The following is a 14,820-nucleotide window of genomic DNA, read 5'->3' on the forward strand; positions in this document are numbered from 1 at the left end:
ACGAGATCGTCATCCGATCGCTGCGTCCGCGCCGAGGGTAGTTGCGGTGTGCGTCCCGGTGCGTAGTTTTCGCACCGTGCGTACCCCGAGCCGCTCGCGCCGCCGCGCCGACCGACTGCACAGCGTGACCAGGAGCGCGACGTCGTTGTGCGTCGTGGTGGCGCTGTGCGCCGCCGGCGGCGCGTCGCTGCGGCCCGAGCCGCTCGCCGAGCGGACGGTCGCGGCGACGCAGGCCGAGAAGACGGTGACGATCGACGGCGAGAACTACCCGAACCCGCTGCGGCTCCACGACGGCGAGGCCGTGAGGACGGCGGCGGTGTGGGAGAGCACGCGGCGCGCGGAGCTGCTGGCCGACTTCCGGCAGAACGTCTACGGCGAGAGCCTGCCCGCGCCGACCGCGCAGACGTTCGACGTCACGTCGACCGACCTCGCCCGCGTCACGCGCAAGACGGTCACGATCACCGTCACCGGCCCGCAGGGGACCGGCAGCTTCGCCGTGCAGGTGTTCGTCCCGAAGACCGGGGGCAAGCCCAAGGGGACGTTCCTGATGATCGACCATCGCGGCCAGGTGGGCGACGATCCGGACCGGTCGTCCGGCTTCGCGCCGGTCAGGACGATCACCGACGCCGGCTACGCGTTCGCCTCCTTCGACGCCGGCGAGATCGCGCCCGACGACAGCGGCCGCTACCGCACCGGGATGATCGACCTGTTCCACCCCGCCGACCAGGAGCTGCCGGACGACGCCGGCCGCACCATCAGCGCCTGGGCCTGGGGAGCGAGCCGGGCCATGGACTACCTGCAGACGGACCCCGACCTCGACCCCGCCACGGTGGCGGTCATCGGCCACTCCCGGGGCGGCAAGGCGGCGCTGTGGGCCGGGGCGCAGGACACCCGCTTCGCGGTGGCGATCCCGAACAACTCGGGATCGACCGGCACCAAGCTCGCCCGGCGCGGCGACGGCGGCGTCGGCGCGGAGACGGTCGCGCGCATCAACGACTCCTTCCCGCACTGGTTCCCGCCGACCTACAAGGCCTACGGCGACCGCGTGGACTCCCTGCCGGTCGACCAGCACGAGTTGCTGGCGCTCGTGGCGCCCCGGCGGGTCGTCGTCGCGAGCGCCACGGAGGACGCGAACGCCGACCCGGAGGGCGAGTTCCTGGCGTACGTCGGCGCGGCGCAGGTGTACGCGCTCTACGGGCTCGGCGACACCGGTCTGCCCTCGCCGGCCTGGCCCCCGGCCACGGACAGGGAATTCCGTGGCCCGGCGATGAGTTACCACCTACGGTCGGGCGGGCACGGGTTGACCGCGGCCGACTGGGAGATCTACCTGAACGGCGACCTGTTCGCGCGGTGAGCGTCCGTGCGGCGCGCCACGTCCGCGCTGCACTCGTCGCCGGTCGCCGGGCGGTACCCTCGACACGAGGTCCCACCCTGCAGCGTCCATCCGTGCGGGGTGCGCCGGTGTCGACCGGCGAGCCGGCTGTCGAGCCCGCGCGGCGGCGATCTCCCACGACACGGGTCGGGTACGCGCCCCGGAGCAGCCACCTCGGCTCTCCACGCGACGCCCGCTCGCCCACCGCAGCGCGGTGCGCGGTCCGGCCGCCGAGCGGCCCTGCCGCGCATTCCGGAGGAGGAGTACTTGGCACGACGAGGCAGGCCCCAGACCAGGGCTCGCCGGAGCGACCCGCGGGACCGACGACGCGGTCGCGAGCGCCCCGCCGACGTCATGTCGGTGCTGGCGCGCTCGGTCCGGGAGGTCGAGACCGCCCTGCGCGGCGGCGGGCGGGTGACGCCCGCGACGCGGACGAAGTTCCAGGCCGTCGCCCTGCTGCTGCGCGACGAGCGCGCCCGGGTGCGGGCGGAGGAGAACGGCAGCGAGCGGCACCGGGCCGAGCGGCTCAAGCGGCTCGACGACATCGCGAAGACCCTCGCCCTGACGGCCGTCCGTGACCCGGGGCTGCTGGCCCTCCTGGCCGAGGACGCCGTCGTCTCCGACGAGGCCCGGTCGCTCAAGCGGGAGGTGCTGCGGACCGCGGGCATCGACACGGAGCCCGAGGAGACCCCGCAGGTGGAGGTCCCCGTCGCGCCCGCCAAGCCGCAGGTCGTGCCGCAGTCGGTGGTCTCGCGGCAGATGGCGAACCCCTTCCTCGCCCCCGACTTCTCGACCGCCCGGCCGGTCGCACCCCGGCCGACGCCGTTGGCCGGCTGGGAGCTGCTCGGCCCGCTGCTGCGCTCGTTCGAGCGCGCCGGCGCCGGGGCCCCGGCGTGCATGGCCCTGCCCGCGCCGTCCTCGCGGAGGGTGCCGGGCGGTCTGGAGCTGATGCCGCACCAGGCCCGGCTGGTCGCCGCCGCCGAGGCCGGTCATCGCACCTTCCTGCTCGCCGACGAGCCGGGGCTGGGCAAGACGGCCCAGTCGCTGCTCGCCGCGGAGGCGGCCGACGCCTTCCCGCTGCTCGTCGTGGTGCCCAACGTGGTCAAGACGAACTGGGTGCGCGAGGCCGGCCGGTGGACACCCCGCCGCGCGGCCACCGCGGTCCAGGGCAACGGCGACTCGGTCGACGGCTTCGCCGACATCGTCGTCGTGAACTACGAGGTGCTCGACCGGCACGCGGGATGGCTCGGCGACTTCGGCTTCCGGGGCATGATCGTCGACGAGGCGCACTTCATCAAGAACAAGGCCTCCCAGCGCTCGCAGCACGTCCTGGAGCTCTCCGACCGGATCCGCTCCTTCACCGCGCGTCCGCTGCTGATGGCGCTGACCGGCACCCCGTTGATCAACGACATCGAGGACTTCCTCGCCATCTGGCAGTTCCTCGGCTGGATCGACGGGGCGAAGCCGCGGGCCGAGCTGATGGACGCGCTCACCTCGACCGGCCTGACCCCCGCCGATCCGGGCTTCTACCCCGCCGCCCGCAGGAGCGTCGTGGACCTCGGCATCGTGCGGCGTCGCAAGGTCGACGTGGCCGCCGACATCCCCGCGCGGCGGATCGCCGACCTGCCCGTCGAGCTCGACGGGGCGGCGGGCCGCTCGATCCGCGCGGCCGAGCGCGACCTCGCCCGCCGGATGGTGGCACGCTACGAGGACGCCCTCGCGACCCGCCGGTCCGGCGCCGTCGTCGAGGGCATCGACCACGACCTCGTGCGCCAGGTGGCCCGGTGGGAGCAGAAGGACGCGGCCGCGTCCCCGACCGGCGACAACGTCTTCACCATGATGCGGCGCATCGGCCGGGCGAAGGCCGACCTCGCCGCCGACTACGCCGCGCAGCTCGCCCGGAGCGCGGGCAAGGTCGTGTTCTTCGCCAAGCACGTCGACGTGATGGACGCGGCCGAGGAGACGTTCGCGCGGCAGGGGGTCCGGTTCTCCTCGATCCGCGGCGACCAGACCCCCGCGGCGCGGCAGAAGAACATCGACGCCTTCGTGAACGACCCGGGCGTCGCCGTGGCGGTCTGCTCGCTCACCGCGGCGGGCGTGGGCCTCAACCTGCAGGTCGCCTCGAACATCGTGCTCGCGGAGCTGTCCTGGACCGCCGCGGAACAGACCCAGGCCATCGACCGCAGCCACCGGATCGGCCAGACGGAGCCGGTCACGGCCTGGCGCATCCTCGCCGCGCAGACGATCGACGCCAGGATCGCGGCGCTGATCGACAGCAAGGCCGGCCTCGCCGCCCAGGCGCTGGACGGCTCCGAGGAGGAGGTCGGGTCGTCGGCCGACGTCCAGCACGCGGCGCTCGTCGCGCTGCTGACGGAGGCGCTGTCGGCAGAACCGGCGCACCTGGCGGGGTGATGCGGTGCGGCCCCCGCTCGCCCGCGTTCAGGCGAGCGGGTCGCCCAGCTGCCGGTTCAGCGCGAGGGACAGCTGCATCTCCACCGCGCCCGTGGGCTCCCGCCACCGCGGCCCCCCGAGCACGGCGGTGATCCGCTCCAGCCGCTGGTAGACGGTGTTCACGTGGATGCCGAGGGCCCGGGCGGTGGCGGGCGGGCTCTGACCCGCGTCGAAGTAGGCCTCGACGGTCGGCAGCAGCGTCGACCCGTTCGCCCGGTCGTAGGCCGTCAGCGGGCCCAGCGTGCGCCCGAGCAGCCGCCGGATCTGCTCGGGATCGGCCTGCTCGAGCACGGTGCCGAGCATGCCCAGCTCGGGCAGCGCGGCGGCGTGCCCCTCCCGGCCGAGGGCGAGCAGCAGCCGGTGGCAGCGCGCCGCCGAGCGGTGCAGGCCGCGCACCACCCGGGCCGTCGCCCCGGGGCCGGCGGCGCCCGCGGTGACCGGTTGCCCGCCGGCCGCGGACAGCTCGTCGACCACCAGCCGGGCGGCCTCGTCCGGGTCGAGGCCGGGCAGTACGAGGACGACCGTCCCGCCGTGCGCCCCGGCCAGCCCGCCGTGCCGCTCCGCGAGGTCGACGGCGGCGGCGACCAGCGGCTGGTCCGGCGCAGGACCGACCGCGGGCCGGTCCTGCCGGCTCGCCGCGCTGCTTGCGACCACCACGGCGTGCGGTCGCTCGAGGTCCGCGACGCCGGAGCGCACGGCCTGCCGCTGCAGGACGGCCCAGTTCGGCGCGCGGTCGGCCAGCAGGTCCGCCAGGAGCTCGGCCCGCACCTCGCGGGCCACGAGCGCGGTCTGCCGGTCCATCACGAGCAGCAGGGCCGCCGTCTGCGCGGCCCGTTCGAGGGTGCGTTCGTCGGCGGGGGACAGGGGAGCGGCCCGGACGAGCCGCAGGCGCCCGAGCGACTCCTCGCCCGCGCGGACCTCGACCTCGTGGACGTGCGGCTCGCCGACGCGGGTGTCCTCGCCGCACCGGGCGAGCACCGCGTCGTCCCCGCCCAGGAGCAGCGCGGTGCCGCCGAGGATGCGGCGGACGGCCCGGACGAGCTCGGACAGGTCCGTCCGCTCGAGCGCGAGGGGCATGAGCTGTTCGTGGGCGAAGGCGGCCCTTTCGAGCGCGTGGCGCTGGGCGGCGAGCCGCGCCCCGGCCCCGCGCAGCTCGGTGGTGACCGACTGGATGCGCTCGTAGAGGCGGGCGTTCTCGATCACCACGGACGCGTGGGCGGCGAGCGAGGTCAGCAGCGCGAGCTCGGCCTGGTCGAAGTCGCGCCGGACCCGGTTCGCGGCGAAGAGGGCGCCGATGACCGTGGAGCCGGTCTTCATCGGGACGCCCGCGATGCTGACGATGCCGTCGGCCCCGACCGCCGCGGCCACCAGCGGGTCGTGCCGGATGCGCTCGTCGACGAGGTAGTCGGGGGTCGCGAGCGCCTGCCCGGTCTGGATCACGAACCCGCCGACGCCGTAGCCGGGCCGCTGGCGGACGGCGCGGATGCCGTCGGTGCGCGTGCCGACGGTGACCCGCATGAAGGCGTCGCCGGTGGTCTCGTCGACCAGGGCGATGTAGGCGGAGTCCGAGCCCAGCAACCGCCGTGCCCGCTCGACGATCGCCCCGAGCACCTCGTCGCTGCTGCGCAGGGAGGTCAGGTCGCGGGCCGTCGCGTAGAGGGCAGCACCCTCCCGTTCCCGTCGCCGGCGCAGGTCGAGCAGGTCGCGCACGGCCACCGCGTCGGCCGCGGCGCGCGCCGCGACGGGTTCGTCCGGCAGCCCGGAGACCGCGGCGGTGACGAGCTCGGCCGGCGCGTCGTCGGCGAGCAGCTCGACGACGCGGGTGAGGGTGTCGGCGACGGTCGTCGCCGGGGCGGGACGTTCGGCGGACTTCAGGGGGGACATCGGCGGCCCTCCGGTGCTTGACGAACGATCGTTCAGCTACTGTAGGTGGCGGTGATCGGCCCGGGCAAGGGTGTGCGCGTCGCGGCGTGAGCGGGGTCGAGGGAGCCGGCGCGACCGGTCCTCTCAGCCGGGGACGAGGTCCTCCAGCGGGATGTGGTCGAGGATCCGGTGCAGCTGCAGGGCGACCTGCACGCTCAACGAGCCCTCCGGCTCGCGCCAGTGCCGGTGGCCCAGCACCCGGTCGATCCGGTCGAGCCGCTGGTAGACCGTGTTCGGGTGCAGCTGCAGGGACTTCGCGGCGGCGCGCGGGTTCTGGCCGGCGGCGAAGTAGCCGTCGAGCGTGCGCAGCAGCTCGGTGCCGTGCTCCGCGTCGTAGCGCTGCAGGGGCGTGACCGTCTGCGCGAGCAAAGTACGCACCTGGGCCCGGGAGGTCCCGTCGAGGATCAACCCGAGCGCGCCGAGCTCGTCCGTGGTGGCGCCCTCGCCCTCCCGGCCCAGGGCGAGCAGCAGGCGGTGGCAGCGGTCCGCCTCGCGGTGCGCGGCCCGCAGCTCGCGCGGGGTGGTCGCCGGGCCGGCGACACCCGCGGTGACCCGTCCGGACGTCGCGCGGCTCAGCTGCGCGGGCAGCTGCCGTGCCGCGTCGGCCGGGTCGACGCCGGGCAGCAGCACCACGACGTGCGCCCCGTGCTCCAGGGCGACGCCGCCCCTGCGCCCGGCCTGCCCGGTCGCGGCGCGCACCAGCGAGCGGCGCCCGGCGTCGTCGGCCGTCACCACGACGACGGTGTGTGGGCGGCGCAGGTCCAGGCCCCGGGGCCCGGCGCGACGGGCCCGGCGCTCGAAGGCGGCCCAGTCCGGTTCGCGCTCGGCCAGCAGCTCCTCCACCAGCTCGCCGCGCAGCCGCTGCTCGGTCAGCGACACCTGCCGTTCCATGAGCTGGAGCAGGGCCGCGGTCTGCGCGGCCCGTTCCAGGATGCGCACGTCCGTGCCGGGCACCGGGCCCGCGGTCTCCAGGACGAGATGACCGAACCGCTCGCCGCCGGCGCGGATCGGCGCGGCCCAGGTCGCGCGGCCGAGGCGGACCGCGCCGGTCGCGTCCGGGGGTAGGCCCTCCGGCGCGCCGGGCGGGCGGGTGCCTCCGCCGGCCCCGGGGCGGGCCGCCCCCGCGAGGACGGTCCCGTCCGGGTCGACGGCGGCGACGCCGGAGTCGAGCATCTCGGCCACCGCGTCGACCAGCTCCGCGAGATCGGCCCGGCGCAGCGCCATCGGGATCAGCCGCTCGTGCGCGGCGCTCGCGCGCTCGAGCGCCTCCCCGTGCTGCGCGAGCTCGGCGTTCGCCTCGCGCAGCCGCCGGGCCGTGGCCTCCGCGTCCCCGAACAGCCGGGCGTTCTCGATGACGATGGACGCGTGGTCGGCGAGCGCCGAGAGGAGGGCGATCTCCTCGCGTTCGAAGGTGCGTTCGTGCCGGTTGGCGACGAACAGCGCGCCGATCACGGACCCGCCGAGCCGCATCGGGACCCCGGCCATGCTCACGATGCCGTCCTGCACGACCGCGTCGGCCACCGCCGGGTCCCGGTTGATGCGGGGATCGGTGAGGTAGTCGCGGGTCGCGAAGGGTTCGCCGGTCGCCACGATCAGCCCGCCGACCCCGCTGCCGACCGGCTGGCGCACGGACTCGATCGCCCGGGTCACCGTGCCGAGCGTGACCCGCATGTAGACGTCGCCGCGCACCGGGTCGACCAGCGCCAGGTAGGTCGCGTCCGTCCCTAGCAGCTGCCGCGACCGCGCCACGACGGCGTCGAGCGCCTCGTCGGGGTCCCGGAGCGCGGCCAGCCCGCGCGCGGTCTCGAGGAGCGCCTGGGTCTCCTTCTCCCGGCGCTTGCGCCGCTGCAGCCGGGTCCGCACGATCGCGCCCTGCCGCAGCGCGTGCAGCAGGGTCTCCCGCCCGGGACCGGGCTCGCGGGCCTGCACGAGCTCCGCGAGCCGGTGGAAGGCCTCGTCGGGTGCCTCGGTGGCCAACAGACGGAACAGCCGGGCCAGGATGTCCTCGACGGTGAGGTCCTCCTCGGGCACGGATCACCTCCGGGGAACCGGTCGCTGATCGATCGTTCAGTAACCGGCAGCCTACGGAGCGGAGCGTGCCGAGCGGGATCCCACGATCAGCCCAATCCGGGCGCGGTGCCCGGACCGGGCGGTCCGGGCACCGGCCGTCGGACGGTCAGACCGTCGCCGCCCCGAACCTGGCGGCGACCCGCTCCTGGCTCACCTTCGGGGTCCAGCGGTCCTCCTCGTCCGCCCAGACGTCGCGCAGCTTCGGGATCACCTGGGTCCCGAACAGGTGGTTGTTCTTCGCCGCGACGTCCTCGGCCAGGTTCCCGACGTGCATGCACGTGATGAGCTGCCCGATCCGCAGGTCTGTGCACAGCGCCCGGACCCGCTGCTCGACCCGCTCCGGGGTGCCGGCGATGATGTAGCCGAGCTCGTCGTACTCCCAGAAGGACAGCTCGCCCTTCTGGGCCTTGAGCCGCTCCTCGGCCGAGATCGTCTTCGCGCGGGTCAGGTTCTCCCGGATCGAGGCCTGGGACGTGTAGCCGGGCGGCGTGGCCTGCCAGATCGCCGTGGGGTTCTGCCGGTAGAAGTACTTGACCGCGTCCGCGTACTGGCGCTCCGCCTCCTCGTCGGTGTCCGCGCAGCAGATCACCTGCGTGAAGGCCATCCGGTTCGGGTTCATGTTCCCACCCGTGGCCGCGGTGTGCTCCCAGAAGCCGTTGACGATCGGCTCGGCGGACTGCCTGCCCGAGAAGGAGAGGTAGCCGTAGCAGTAGTCCAGCGCGTTGACCACGTCCCAGGTCTCGACGCTGCCGCTGCCCGGGATCCAGACCGGGATCTCGTCCTGGACCGGCCGCGGCCACGGGTTCACGTACCGCAGCTTGGTGTACTTCCCGTTGAACGCGAACGGCTCCGTCGCCTTCCAGGCCCGGGTGATCAGGTCGCGGGCCTCGTGGAACCGCTCCCGCAGCTCGACCGGCGGGACGCCGTAGGAGAAGGCGCTGTCCATCGGCGTGCCGAACACGATCCCGGCGATGATCCGCCCGCCGGAGAGCGCGTCGAGCATCGCGATCTCCTCGGCCACCCGGATCGGCGGGTTGTAGAGGGCCAGCGAGTTGCCGCACAGCGCGATCGCGGCGTTCTCGGTGGTCGCGGCCAGGATGGAGGCGATGAGGTTGGGCGAGGGCGTCATCGCCAGCGAGGTCTGGTGGTGCTCGTTGAGCAGCAGCGAGTCCCAGCCGAGGCCGTCCGCCTGCTGCATCAGCCGGATGTAGGTGTGGTAGTCCTCGCCGACCTGCCGCGGGTCCGCGTACGACGCCGGCGGGGTCACCCAGGAGCTCTCGACCGTGTCGCCGTACTCCGGCGGCAGCTTGCTGTAGTACTGCTGGGCGAACCAGTGGAACTTCACTTCTGCGTCTCCAGGGTGCGGTTGGCGGGTGCGGTGGCCATGGCGCCGCCGTCGACCCGGTAGGTCTCGCCGTTGACGAACGCGGACTCGTCGGACGCGAGGAACAGCACCATGTTGGCGATGTCCTCGGGCTCGCCGACCCGCGGCGAGGCGACCCCCTCCAGGGCCCGGACGGGCAGTTCGGGCACGGCGTCGAGCAGCTGCTGGGTGCGGATCACGCCGGGGGCGATGGCGTTGCACCGCACGCCGTCCTTGCCGTGCTGCGCGGCGACGAACCGGGTCAGGCCCACGACGGCGGCCTTGGTGGTGCCGTAGGCGGTGAGCGCGGGGCTGCCGCGCAGCCCGCCGACCGAGGCCATGTTGATGATCGAGCCGCCGCCGTTGCGCACCATGTGCGGCAGCGCGAACTTGCACATCAGGAAGATGCTGCGGACGTTGGTCGCGAACGCCCGGTCCCACATCTCGAGGCTCGTGTCGATCACGGAGCCGTCGGTGAACCAGGCGTCCGGGCCGACCAGTGCCGCGTTGTTGTGGATGACGTCGATCCGACCGTGCTTCGCGATCACCGTGTCGACGAGGGCCTCGATGGACTCCGCGTCCGTGGCGTCGAAGTGCACCGCCTCCGCCTCGCCGCCGATCTCCTCGCCGACCTCCGCGGCCACCCGCTTCGCCCCGTCGACGTCGATGTCGGCGATCACGACGGTGGCGCCCTCGCGCGCCAGCGTCCGCGCCGTCGCCCGCCCGATGCCGGCGGCACCGCCGGTGACCAGCGCGATCCTGCCCTCGACCCGTCCCATGTGGATCCCCTCCCTCAGTCGGCCAGGAACGCCGACACGGCGGACACGAACTCGTCCTCCTGCTCGACCATCGGGTAGTGCCCGGCGGCCTCGACGCGGTGCAGCCGCGCGTCGGGGATCAGCCGGACGAACTCCTCGGCGTAGGAGACGGGGAGCAGCCCGTCGGAGGTGCCGTGCACCACGAGCGCGGGGGCGTCGATCAACGGGAGCCGGCGGCGCAGGCCCCGGTCCGCGATGGGCCACATGAACTTGGTGGCGCAGCCGAGGTTGCGGGCGGTGAACAGGATCGACGCGTGCGGGTCCTCCGGGTCGGGCACGAAGTTCGTCGGCTCGACCTCGGGCGGCTCCGCGTGCCACTTCGCCGCCTTGACCTGGTCGGCAGGGCCGAACGGGTCCAGCGTGGGCTCGGCGTCGAGCCACAGGCCGTAGGCGTTGACCAGCACGAGGCGGCGCACCAGCTGCGGGGCGACCGCGGCGAGCTCCGCGGCGAACATCCCGCCCAGGGAGTGCCCGACGACGTCGACCGAGTCCAGGCCCCAGGACTCGACCAGCTCGCGGTAGTAGAGGGCGACGTCCTGGACGTCGGTGAAGTGCTCGAAGCCGGTCGAGTTGCCGTACCCGGGCTGCTCGGGCGCGAGCACCCGGTGGTCGGCGGCGAGCCGCTTGAGGAACCCGGCGCCGCCGGGGTGGCGCTCGTACCCGTGCAGGTAGAGCAGCGGCGCGCCGGAGCCCTCCTCCCACAGCTCGACGTCGAACGTCCCGATGTTCGGGATCTCCAGCGTGGTCATGTCGCTCCCGGTTCGTGAGCAGGTTCTGGTGTGGAGCAGGTCCCCGGTCCGCCCCGGAGCCGGTCCGGGGTCGGCCCGGGCCGGTCAGAAGTCGTGGCCCAGCCCGCCGATCGGCGGCATGCCCGAGTGGGCCCACAGGCCACCGTCCGCGACCAGGTGGGTGCCGGTGACGAAGGAGGCCTCGTCGGAGGCGAGGAACAGCACGGCGTTCGCGATCTCCTCGGCCCGGCCGTAGCGGCCCATCGGGATCGCCTCCCGGATGTCCTCCCAGGTCTGCGGGGCCGCGTCGTGCAGCCGGTCGATCGGCGGGGTGCCGATCGGGCCGGGGCACACGGCGTTGCAGCGGATGCCCTTGCGCGCGTACTCGATCGCGGTGACCCGGGACAGGTTGACGACCCCGGCCTTGAGCACGTTGTAGGCGCCGAGCCCGTAGTCGCCCGCGAGCCCGGACACCGAGGCGGTGTTGACGATCGCCCCGCGGCCCTGCGCCAGCATGGGCACCAGGGCCACCTTGGTCGCGTACCAGTACGCGACCAGGCTCGCGTCGAGCGAGCGCCGGAACCCCTCCAGGGAGAGGTCGCCGACGCGGCCCGACTCGAACGCGACGTGGTTGTTGTGCAGGACGTCGAGCGCGCCGTGGCGGTCCAGCGCGAACGCGACCAGGGCGTCGATCTCCTCGGGCCGGGAGGCGTCGCAGACCCGCAGGTCGATCGTCCCGCCGGACTCGCGGACCTCCGCGGCGACCTTCTCGCCGGCGGCCTCGTCGATGTCCGCGATCACCACGGCCGCGCCCTCCCGGACGAAGGTCCGCGCCGTCGCGGCGCCGATCCCCGAACCGCCGCCGGTGATCACCGCGACCTTGCCCTCGAGCCGCATGCGGCCTCCCCGTGCTGGTGGGACGGTGTGCGGGGCCGGTCCGGACGACCGCGCCCCACCTCCGAGTCTGGGTTCGGCGCGGGGGAGGGACAACGGAGGGATGCCCACCCCTGGGGCGGGCTCCGTGGGTGTTCCTCCACCCGCGCCGGGGTGGCCCGGCGGGGAGTGCCCCCGCCCCGCCGGGCCGGCCGGGGTCAGCCCGCGGTGACCCCGACGCCGTAGAAGGTCGGTGCGTAGGCGGGCCGGTAGCCCTCCGGGAACACCGCCTTGTCGGTCCACGCCGACGGCGGGTAGTGCGCGTGCAGCGGGAAGCTCTTGAGGATCTTCTTCTCCTCCTCGATCATCCGGTGCATCGCCGGGAGCCGGGCGTCCCGGGTCGCGCCGCTGAGCGCGTCGAGCCACGCCTTCTCGAACTCCGGGGTGGTGGTGTTCCACGGGTTGGCGTACTGGCCCGGCAGGCTGGCCTGGTAGACGGTCGTCGGGTCCTGGAAGGGCGCGCCCATGCCCGGGAAGGCGTTGCCCTCCTGGCGGCCGTAGAAGGTCTGCGGCGTGGTCGGCGACTCGATCACCCGGGTCTTCGCCCGCAGCCCGGACTCCGCCAGCATCGGGACCAGCGCCTCCGCCACCGCGCGGTGGTCGTCGAGGCTGGGCACGAGCATCTCGAAGTCGACGCCGTTCGGGTAGCCGGCCTGCGCGAGCAGCTGGCGGGCCTTCGCCGGGTCGTAGCTGTAGTCCGGGTTCTCGGGCGTGACGCTCTGGTCGAAGGCCCAGTAGTCCGGCGGCATGTACTGCGCGACGGGCTTGCCCAGGCCGAAGAACACCCCGTCGACGATCGCCTGGCGGTCGACCGCGTGCTGGAAGGCCTGCCGGACCTCCAGCTTGTCGAACGGCGGCTTGCCGGTGTTCATGTACATCGACATGATCGACAGGCTCTTGGACTCCGCGGTGTTCAGCCCGGCGCTCCTGGCCTGCTCGGCCTGGGACGGGTCCAGGTAGGTGAGCTCGGCCTGGCCGGTCTGCAGCATGTTCAGCCGGGTCGGCGCCGAGGTCTGCACGTAGATCTCGTAGTGCGCGGCCCTCGCGGCCGCGGGGTCCCAGTAGCCCTCGGTGCGGTCGTAGCGGCTGACCTGGCCGGGGACGTACTCCACGAGCCGCGCCATCCCGGAGCCGACCGGCTTCTGGTCGAGGTCGGGGTTGTTCATCGCGGCCGGGCTGATCATGCTGCCCGGGGTGCCGCTGAACAGCGCGGGAAGGTTGCCGCCGGGCCCGGACAGGTTGATCCGGACCGTGGTCGGGTCGACGACCTCGGCGCCCGCCACCCGGGCCATCGCGCCCTTCTGCGTGCTGCCGTCGAGGGTCTTCATCCGCTCGATGTTCGCCTTGACCGCCGCGGCGTCGAACCTGGTGCCGTCGGAGAAGGTGACGTCGTCGCGCAGCCTCATGACCAGCGCGGTCTCGTTGTCGACGAACTCCCAGGAGGTGGCGAGCTGGGGCACCAGCTCACCGTTCTCGTTCTCCCGGATGAGCTGGTCGTAGACCAGCCGGAAGAAGATCATGTCCCACGGGTTGGCGGACTTGTGCGGGTCGAACGTGGACGGGTTCTGCACGAAGACGTAGCGGAAGGTGCCGTTGGGGTCGATCTCCCCGCCCCCGGACCCGCCGCCCCCGCCGGATCCGCCCCCGCAGGCGGACAGCACCACGGCCAGGACGGCCAGCAGGACCGCCGCCACTCTCGAACGGGTGCGGCGCAGCGTCGTTGCTGTGGTCACACGGGTCTCCTCGTCTGAGCGGACCGGGGACGGCGCGGGGCGTCGGACCACCGGATCCGCCCGCGCGCAGGGACGTCCGCCACTGTGACCGCGGGCACGTCGCGCGGACAACGGGAACCCGACCACCAGCGGGCCTCGTCCGATGGGCGGACGCACATGGGGTGCGATACTCCGGCCATGTCGACGAGTCCCGGAGCGGACGGGGCCCCGGACCCCGCCCGCCCGCCGGCCGCGGCGCCCCCGGTGCGCCGGGCCGGGCGCCCCCGGGACCCCGAGGTCGACCGCAAGGTGCTCGAGGCCGCCCTGGAGGTCTACGCGGACCTCGGGTGGGCCGGCTTCAACTTCGAGGCGGTCGCCCGCCGCGCCGGCGTCGGCCGGCCCGCCCTCTACCGCCGCTGGTTCTCCGCGCGGGCGCTGCTGGTCGACGCAATCGAGCGCTCGGGCACCCGGATCGACGTGCCCGACACCGGGTCCGTGCGGGACCAGCTGGTCGTCCTGGCCCGCCAGCTGCTCGTCGAGTACCTGGGGGCGCCCGGGATCGCCGGTCTGCGGCTGCTGGTCGACGCCCGCACCCACCCCGAGGTGTTCGCCGACCTCTACGCCCGCCGCAACGAGGAGCGGGTGCGGGCCGCGCGGGCGATCGTGCGCCGCGGCATCGCCCGCGGCGAGCTGGCCCCCGGCACCTCGCCGACCCTCGTCCTCGACGCGGTGTGCGGCGCCATGCTCAACCACGCCCTCGCCACCCCGGAGCGGCTGCGCACGGTCGTGATCGCGGGCGGCGAGCGGTACGCGGCGGAGCTCGTCGACCTCGTGCTGGAGGGTCGGCCCGGCACGGGCTGAGAGCCCGCCGGCCCACGGCTCCATGACCGCCGTGAGCGTGACGCTGCGGTCGTGTCGACGACCCTCGGGTCACGCTCGCAGCGAGCGGCGACCGCGTCGAGGATGTTGCGACGCCGTGCGGGCGGCACCTACGGTCGGGCCGTATCGGATGACGGTCGTCCGTAATCGTCGGAGGTGGAGATGCCGGCCTTCGCCGTGCCGCCGGAGCACGCCGACCTGCGGGCGGCGGTCCGGCGGTTCCTGGCCGAGTGTTCGCCGGAGGCGGAGGTCCGCCGGCTGATGGAGACCGCGACCGGGCACGATCCCGCGGTCTGGAAGCGGATGGCGGGGGAGCTGGGCCTGCAGGGGCTGATCGTCCCCGCCGCGCACGGCGGCGCCGGCGCGGGCCGCGTCGAGCTCGGGATCGTGCTGGAGGAGGCCGGGCGCGCGCTGCTCTGCGCCCCGTTGTTCGCCACCGTCGCCCTCGCCGCCACGCTGCTGCTGGAGAGCGGCGACACCGAGGCGCAGGCCCGGTACCTGCCCGGCATCGCCGCGGGCGAGACCGTCGCGACCGTGGCGGTGTCCGCGGCCGACCCGGCCCGCCGCCCGG

The 14,820-nt window shown here is 74.2% G+C and carries 11 protein-coding genes; 4 read left to right on the top strand and 7 right to left on the bottom strand.

Annotated elements, in window-relative coordinates:
• Window positions 1-76 precede the first annotated feature (76 nt).
• A complete protein-coding gene (locus ACFQH9_RS12785) occupies window positions 77-1,354 on the top strand; it encodes an alpha/beta hydrolase family protein (protein ID WP_379566232.1) in 1,278 nt (425 codons plus the stop codon).
• A gap of 372 nt (window positions 1,355-1,726) precedes the next feature.
• Complete coding sequence (locus ACFQH9_RS12790; RefSeq protein ID WP_379566233.1) at window positions 1,727-3,784, top strand: DEAD/DEAH box helicase; 2,058 nt, start codon at window positions 1,727-1,729, stop codon at window positions 3,782-3,784.
• Between the two features lie 27 nt (window positions 3,785-3,811).
• Here the strand turns inward: ACFQH9_RS12790 and ACFQH9_RS12795 are convergent, their stop codons facing one another.
• The 7 genes from ACFQH9_RS12795 to ACFQH9_RS12825 form a co-directional block, all read right to left on the bottom strand.
• Window positions 3,812-5,707, bottom strand: a complete 1,896-nt coding sequence (locus ACFQH9_RS12795) for a helix-turn-helix domain-containing protein (protein WP_379566234.1) — start codon at window positions 5,705-5,707, stop codon at window positions 3,812-3,814.
• Window positions 5,708-5,830: 123 nt separating this feature from the next.
• Window positions 5,831-7,777 carry a helix-turn-helix domain-containing protein gene (locus ACFQH9_RS12800; protein ID WP_379566235.1) on the bottom strand — a complete coding sequence of 649 codons (1,947 nt, stop codon included), beginning with the start codon at window positions 7,775-7,777 and terminating at the stop codon, window positions 5,831-5,833.
• 145 nt (window positions 7,778-7,922) lie between these two features.
• Window positions 7,923-9,161 (bottom strand): LLM class flavin-dependent oxidoreductase, encoded by a 1,239-nt coding sequence (locus ACFQH9_RS12805; RefSeq protein WP_379566236.1) that lies wholly within the window; start codon window positions 9,159-9,161, stop codon window positions 7,923-7,925.
• Window positions 9,158-9,958: an SDR family NAD(P)-dependent oxidoreductase gene (locus ACFQH9_RS12810; protein WP_379566237.1), complete on the bottom strand. Its 801-nt coding sequence runs from the start codon at window positions 9,956-9,958 to the stop codon at window positions 9,158-9,160. Before ACFQH9_RS12810 ends, ACFQH9_RS12805 begins: the two co-directional genes overlap by 4 nt.
• Window positions 9,959-9,972: 14 nt before the next feature.
• On the bottom strand, window positions 9,973-10,746 hold the full coding sequence (locus ACFQH9_RS12815) for an alpha/beta fold hydrolase (protein WP_379566238.1): 774 nt from the start codon (window positions 10,744-10,746) through the stop codon (window positions 9,973-9,975).
• Between the two features lie 84 nt (window positions 10,747-10,830).
• Complete coding sequence (locus ACFQH9_RS12820) at window positions 10,831-11,622, bottom strand: SDR family NAD(P)-dependent oxidoreductase (RefSeq protein ID WP_379566239.1); 792 nt, start codon at window positions 11,620-11,622, stop codon at window positions 10,831-10,833.
• Between the two features lie 194 nt (window positions 11,623-11,816).
• Window positions 11,817-13,391, bottom strand: a complete 1,575-nt coding sequence (locus ACFQH9_RS12825) for an ABC transporter substrate-binding protein (protein ID WP_379566240.1) — start codon at window positions 13,389-13,391, stop codon at window positions 11,817-11,819.
• Window positions 13,392-13,568: 177 nt separating this feature from the next.
• On the opposite strand from ACFQH9_RS12825, the gene ACFQH9_RS12830 reads away from it, so the two are divergent.
• Window positions 13,569-14,231, top strand: a complete 663-nt coding sequence (locus tag ACFQH9_RS12830; RefSeq protein ID WP_379566241.1) for a TetR/AcrR family transcriptional regulator — start codon at window positions 13,569-13,571, stop codon at window positions 14,229-14,231.
• Window positions 14,232-14,411: 180 nt separating this feature from the next.
• The coding region (locus ACFQH9_RS12835) for an acyl-CoA dehydrogenase family protein (RefSeq protein WP_379566285.1) at window positions 14,412-14,820 on the top strand (409 nt) is incomplete at its 3' end.

Origin of the sequence: Pseudonocardia lutea, from assembly GCF_042658055.1 — a bacterium.
GTDB classification, from domain to species: Bacteria; Actinomycetota; Actinomycetes; order Mycobacteriales; family Pseudonocardiaceae; genus Pseudonocardia; species Pseudonocardia lutea.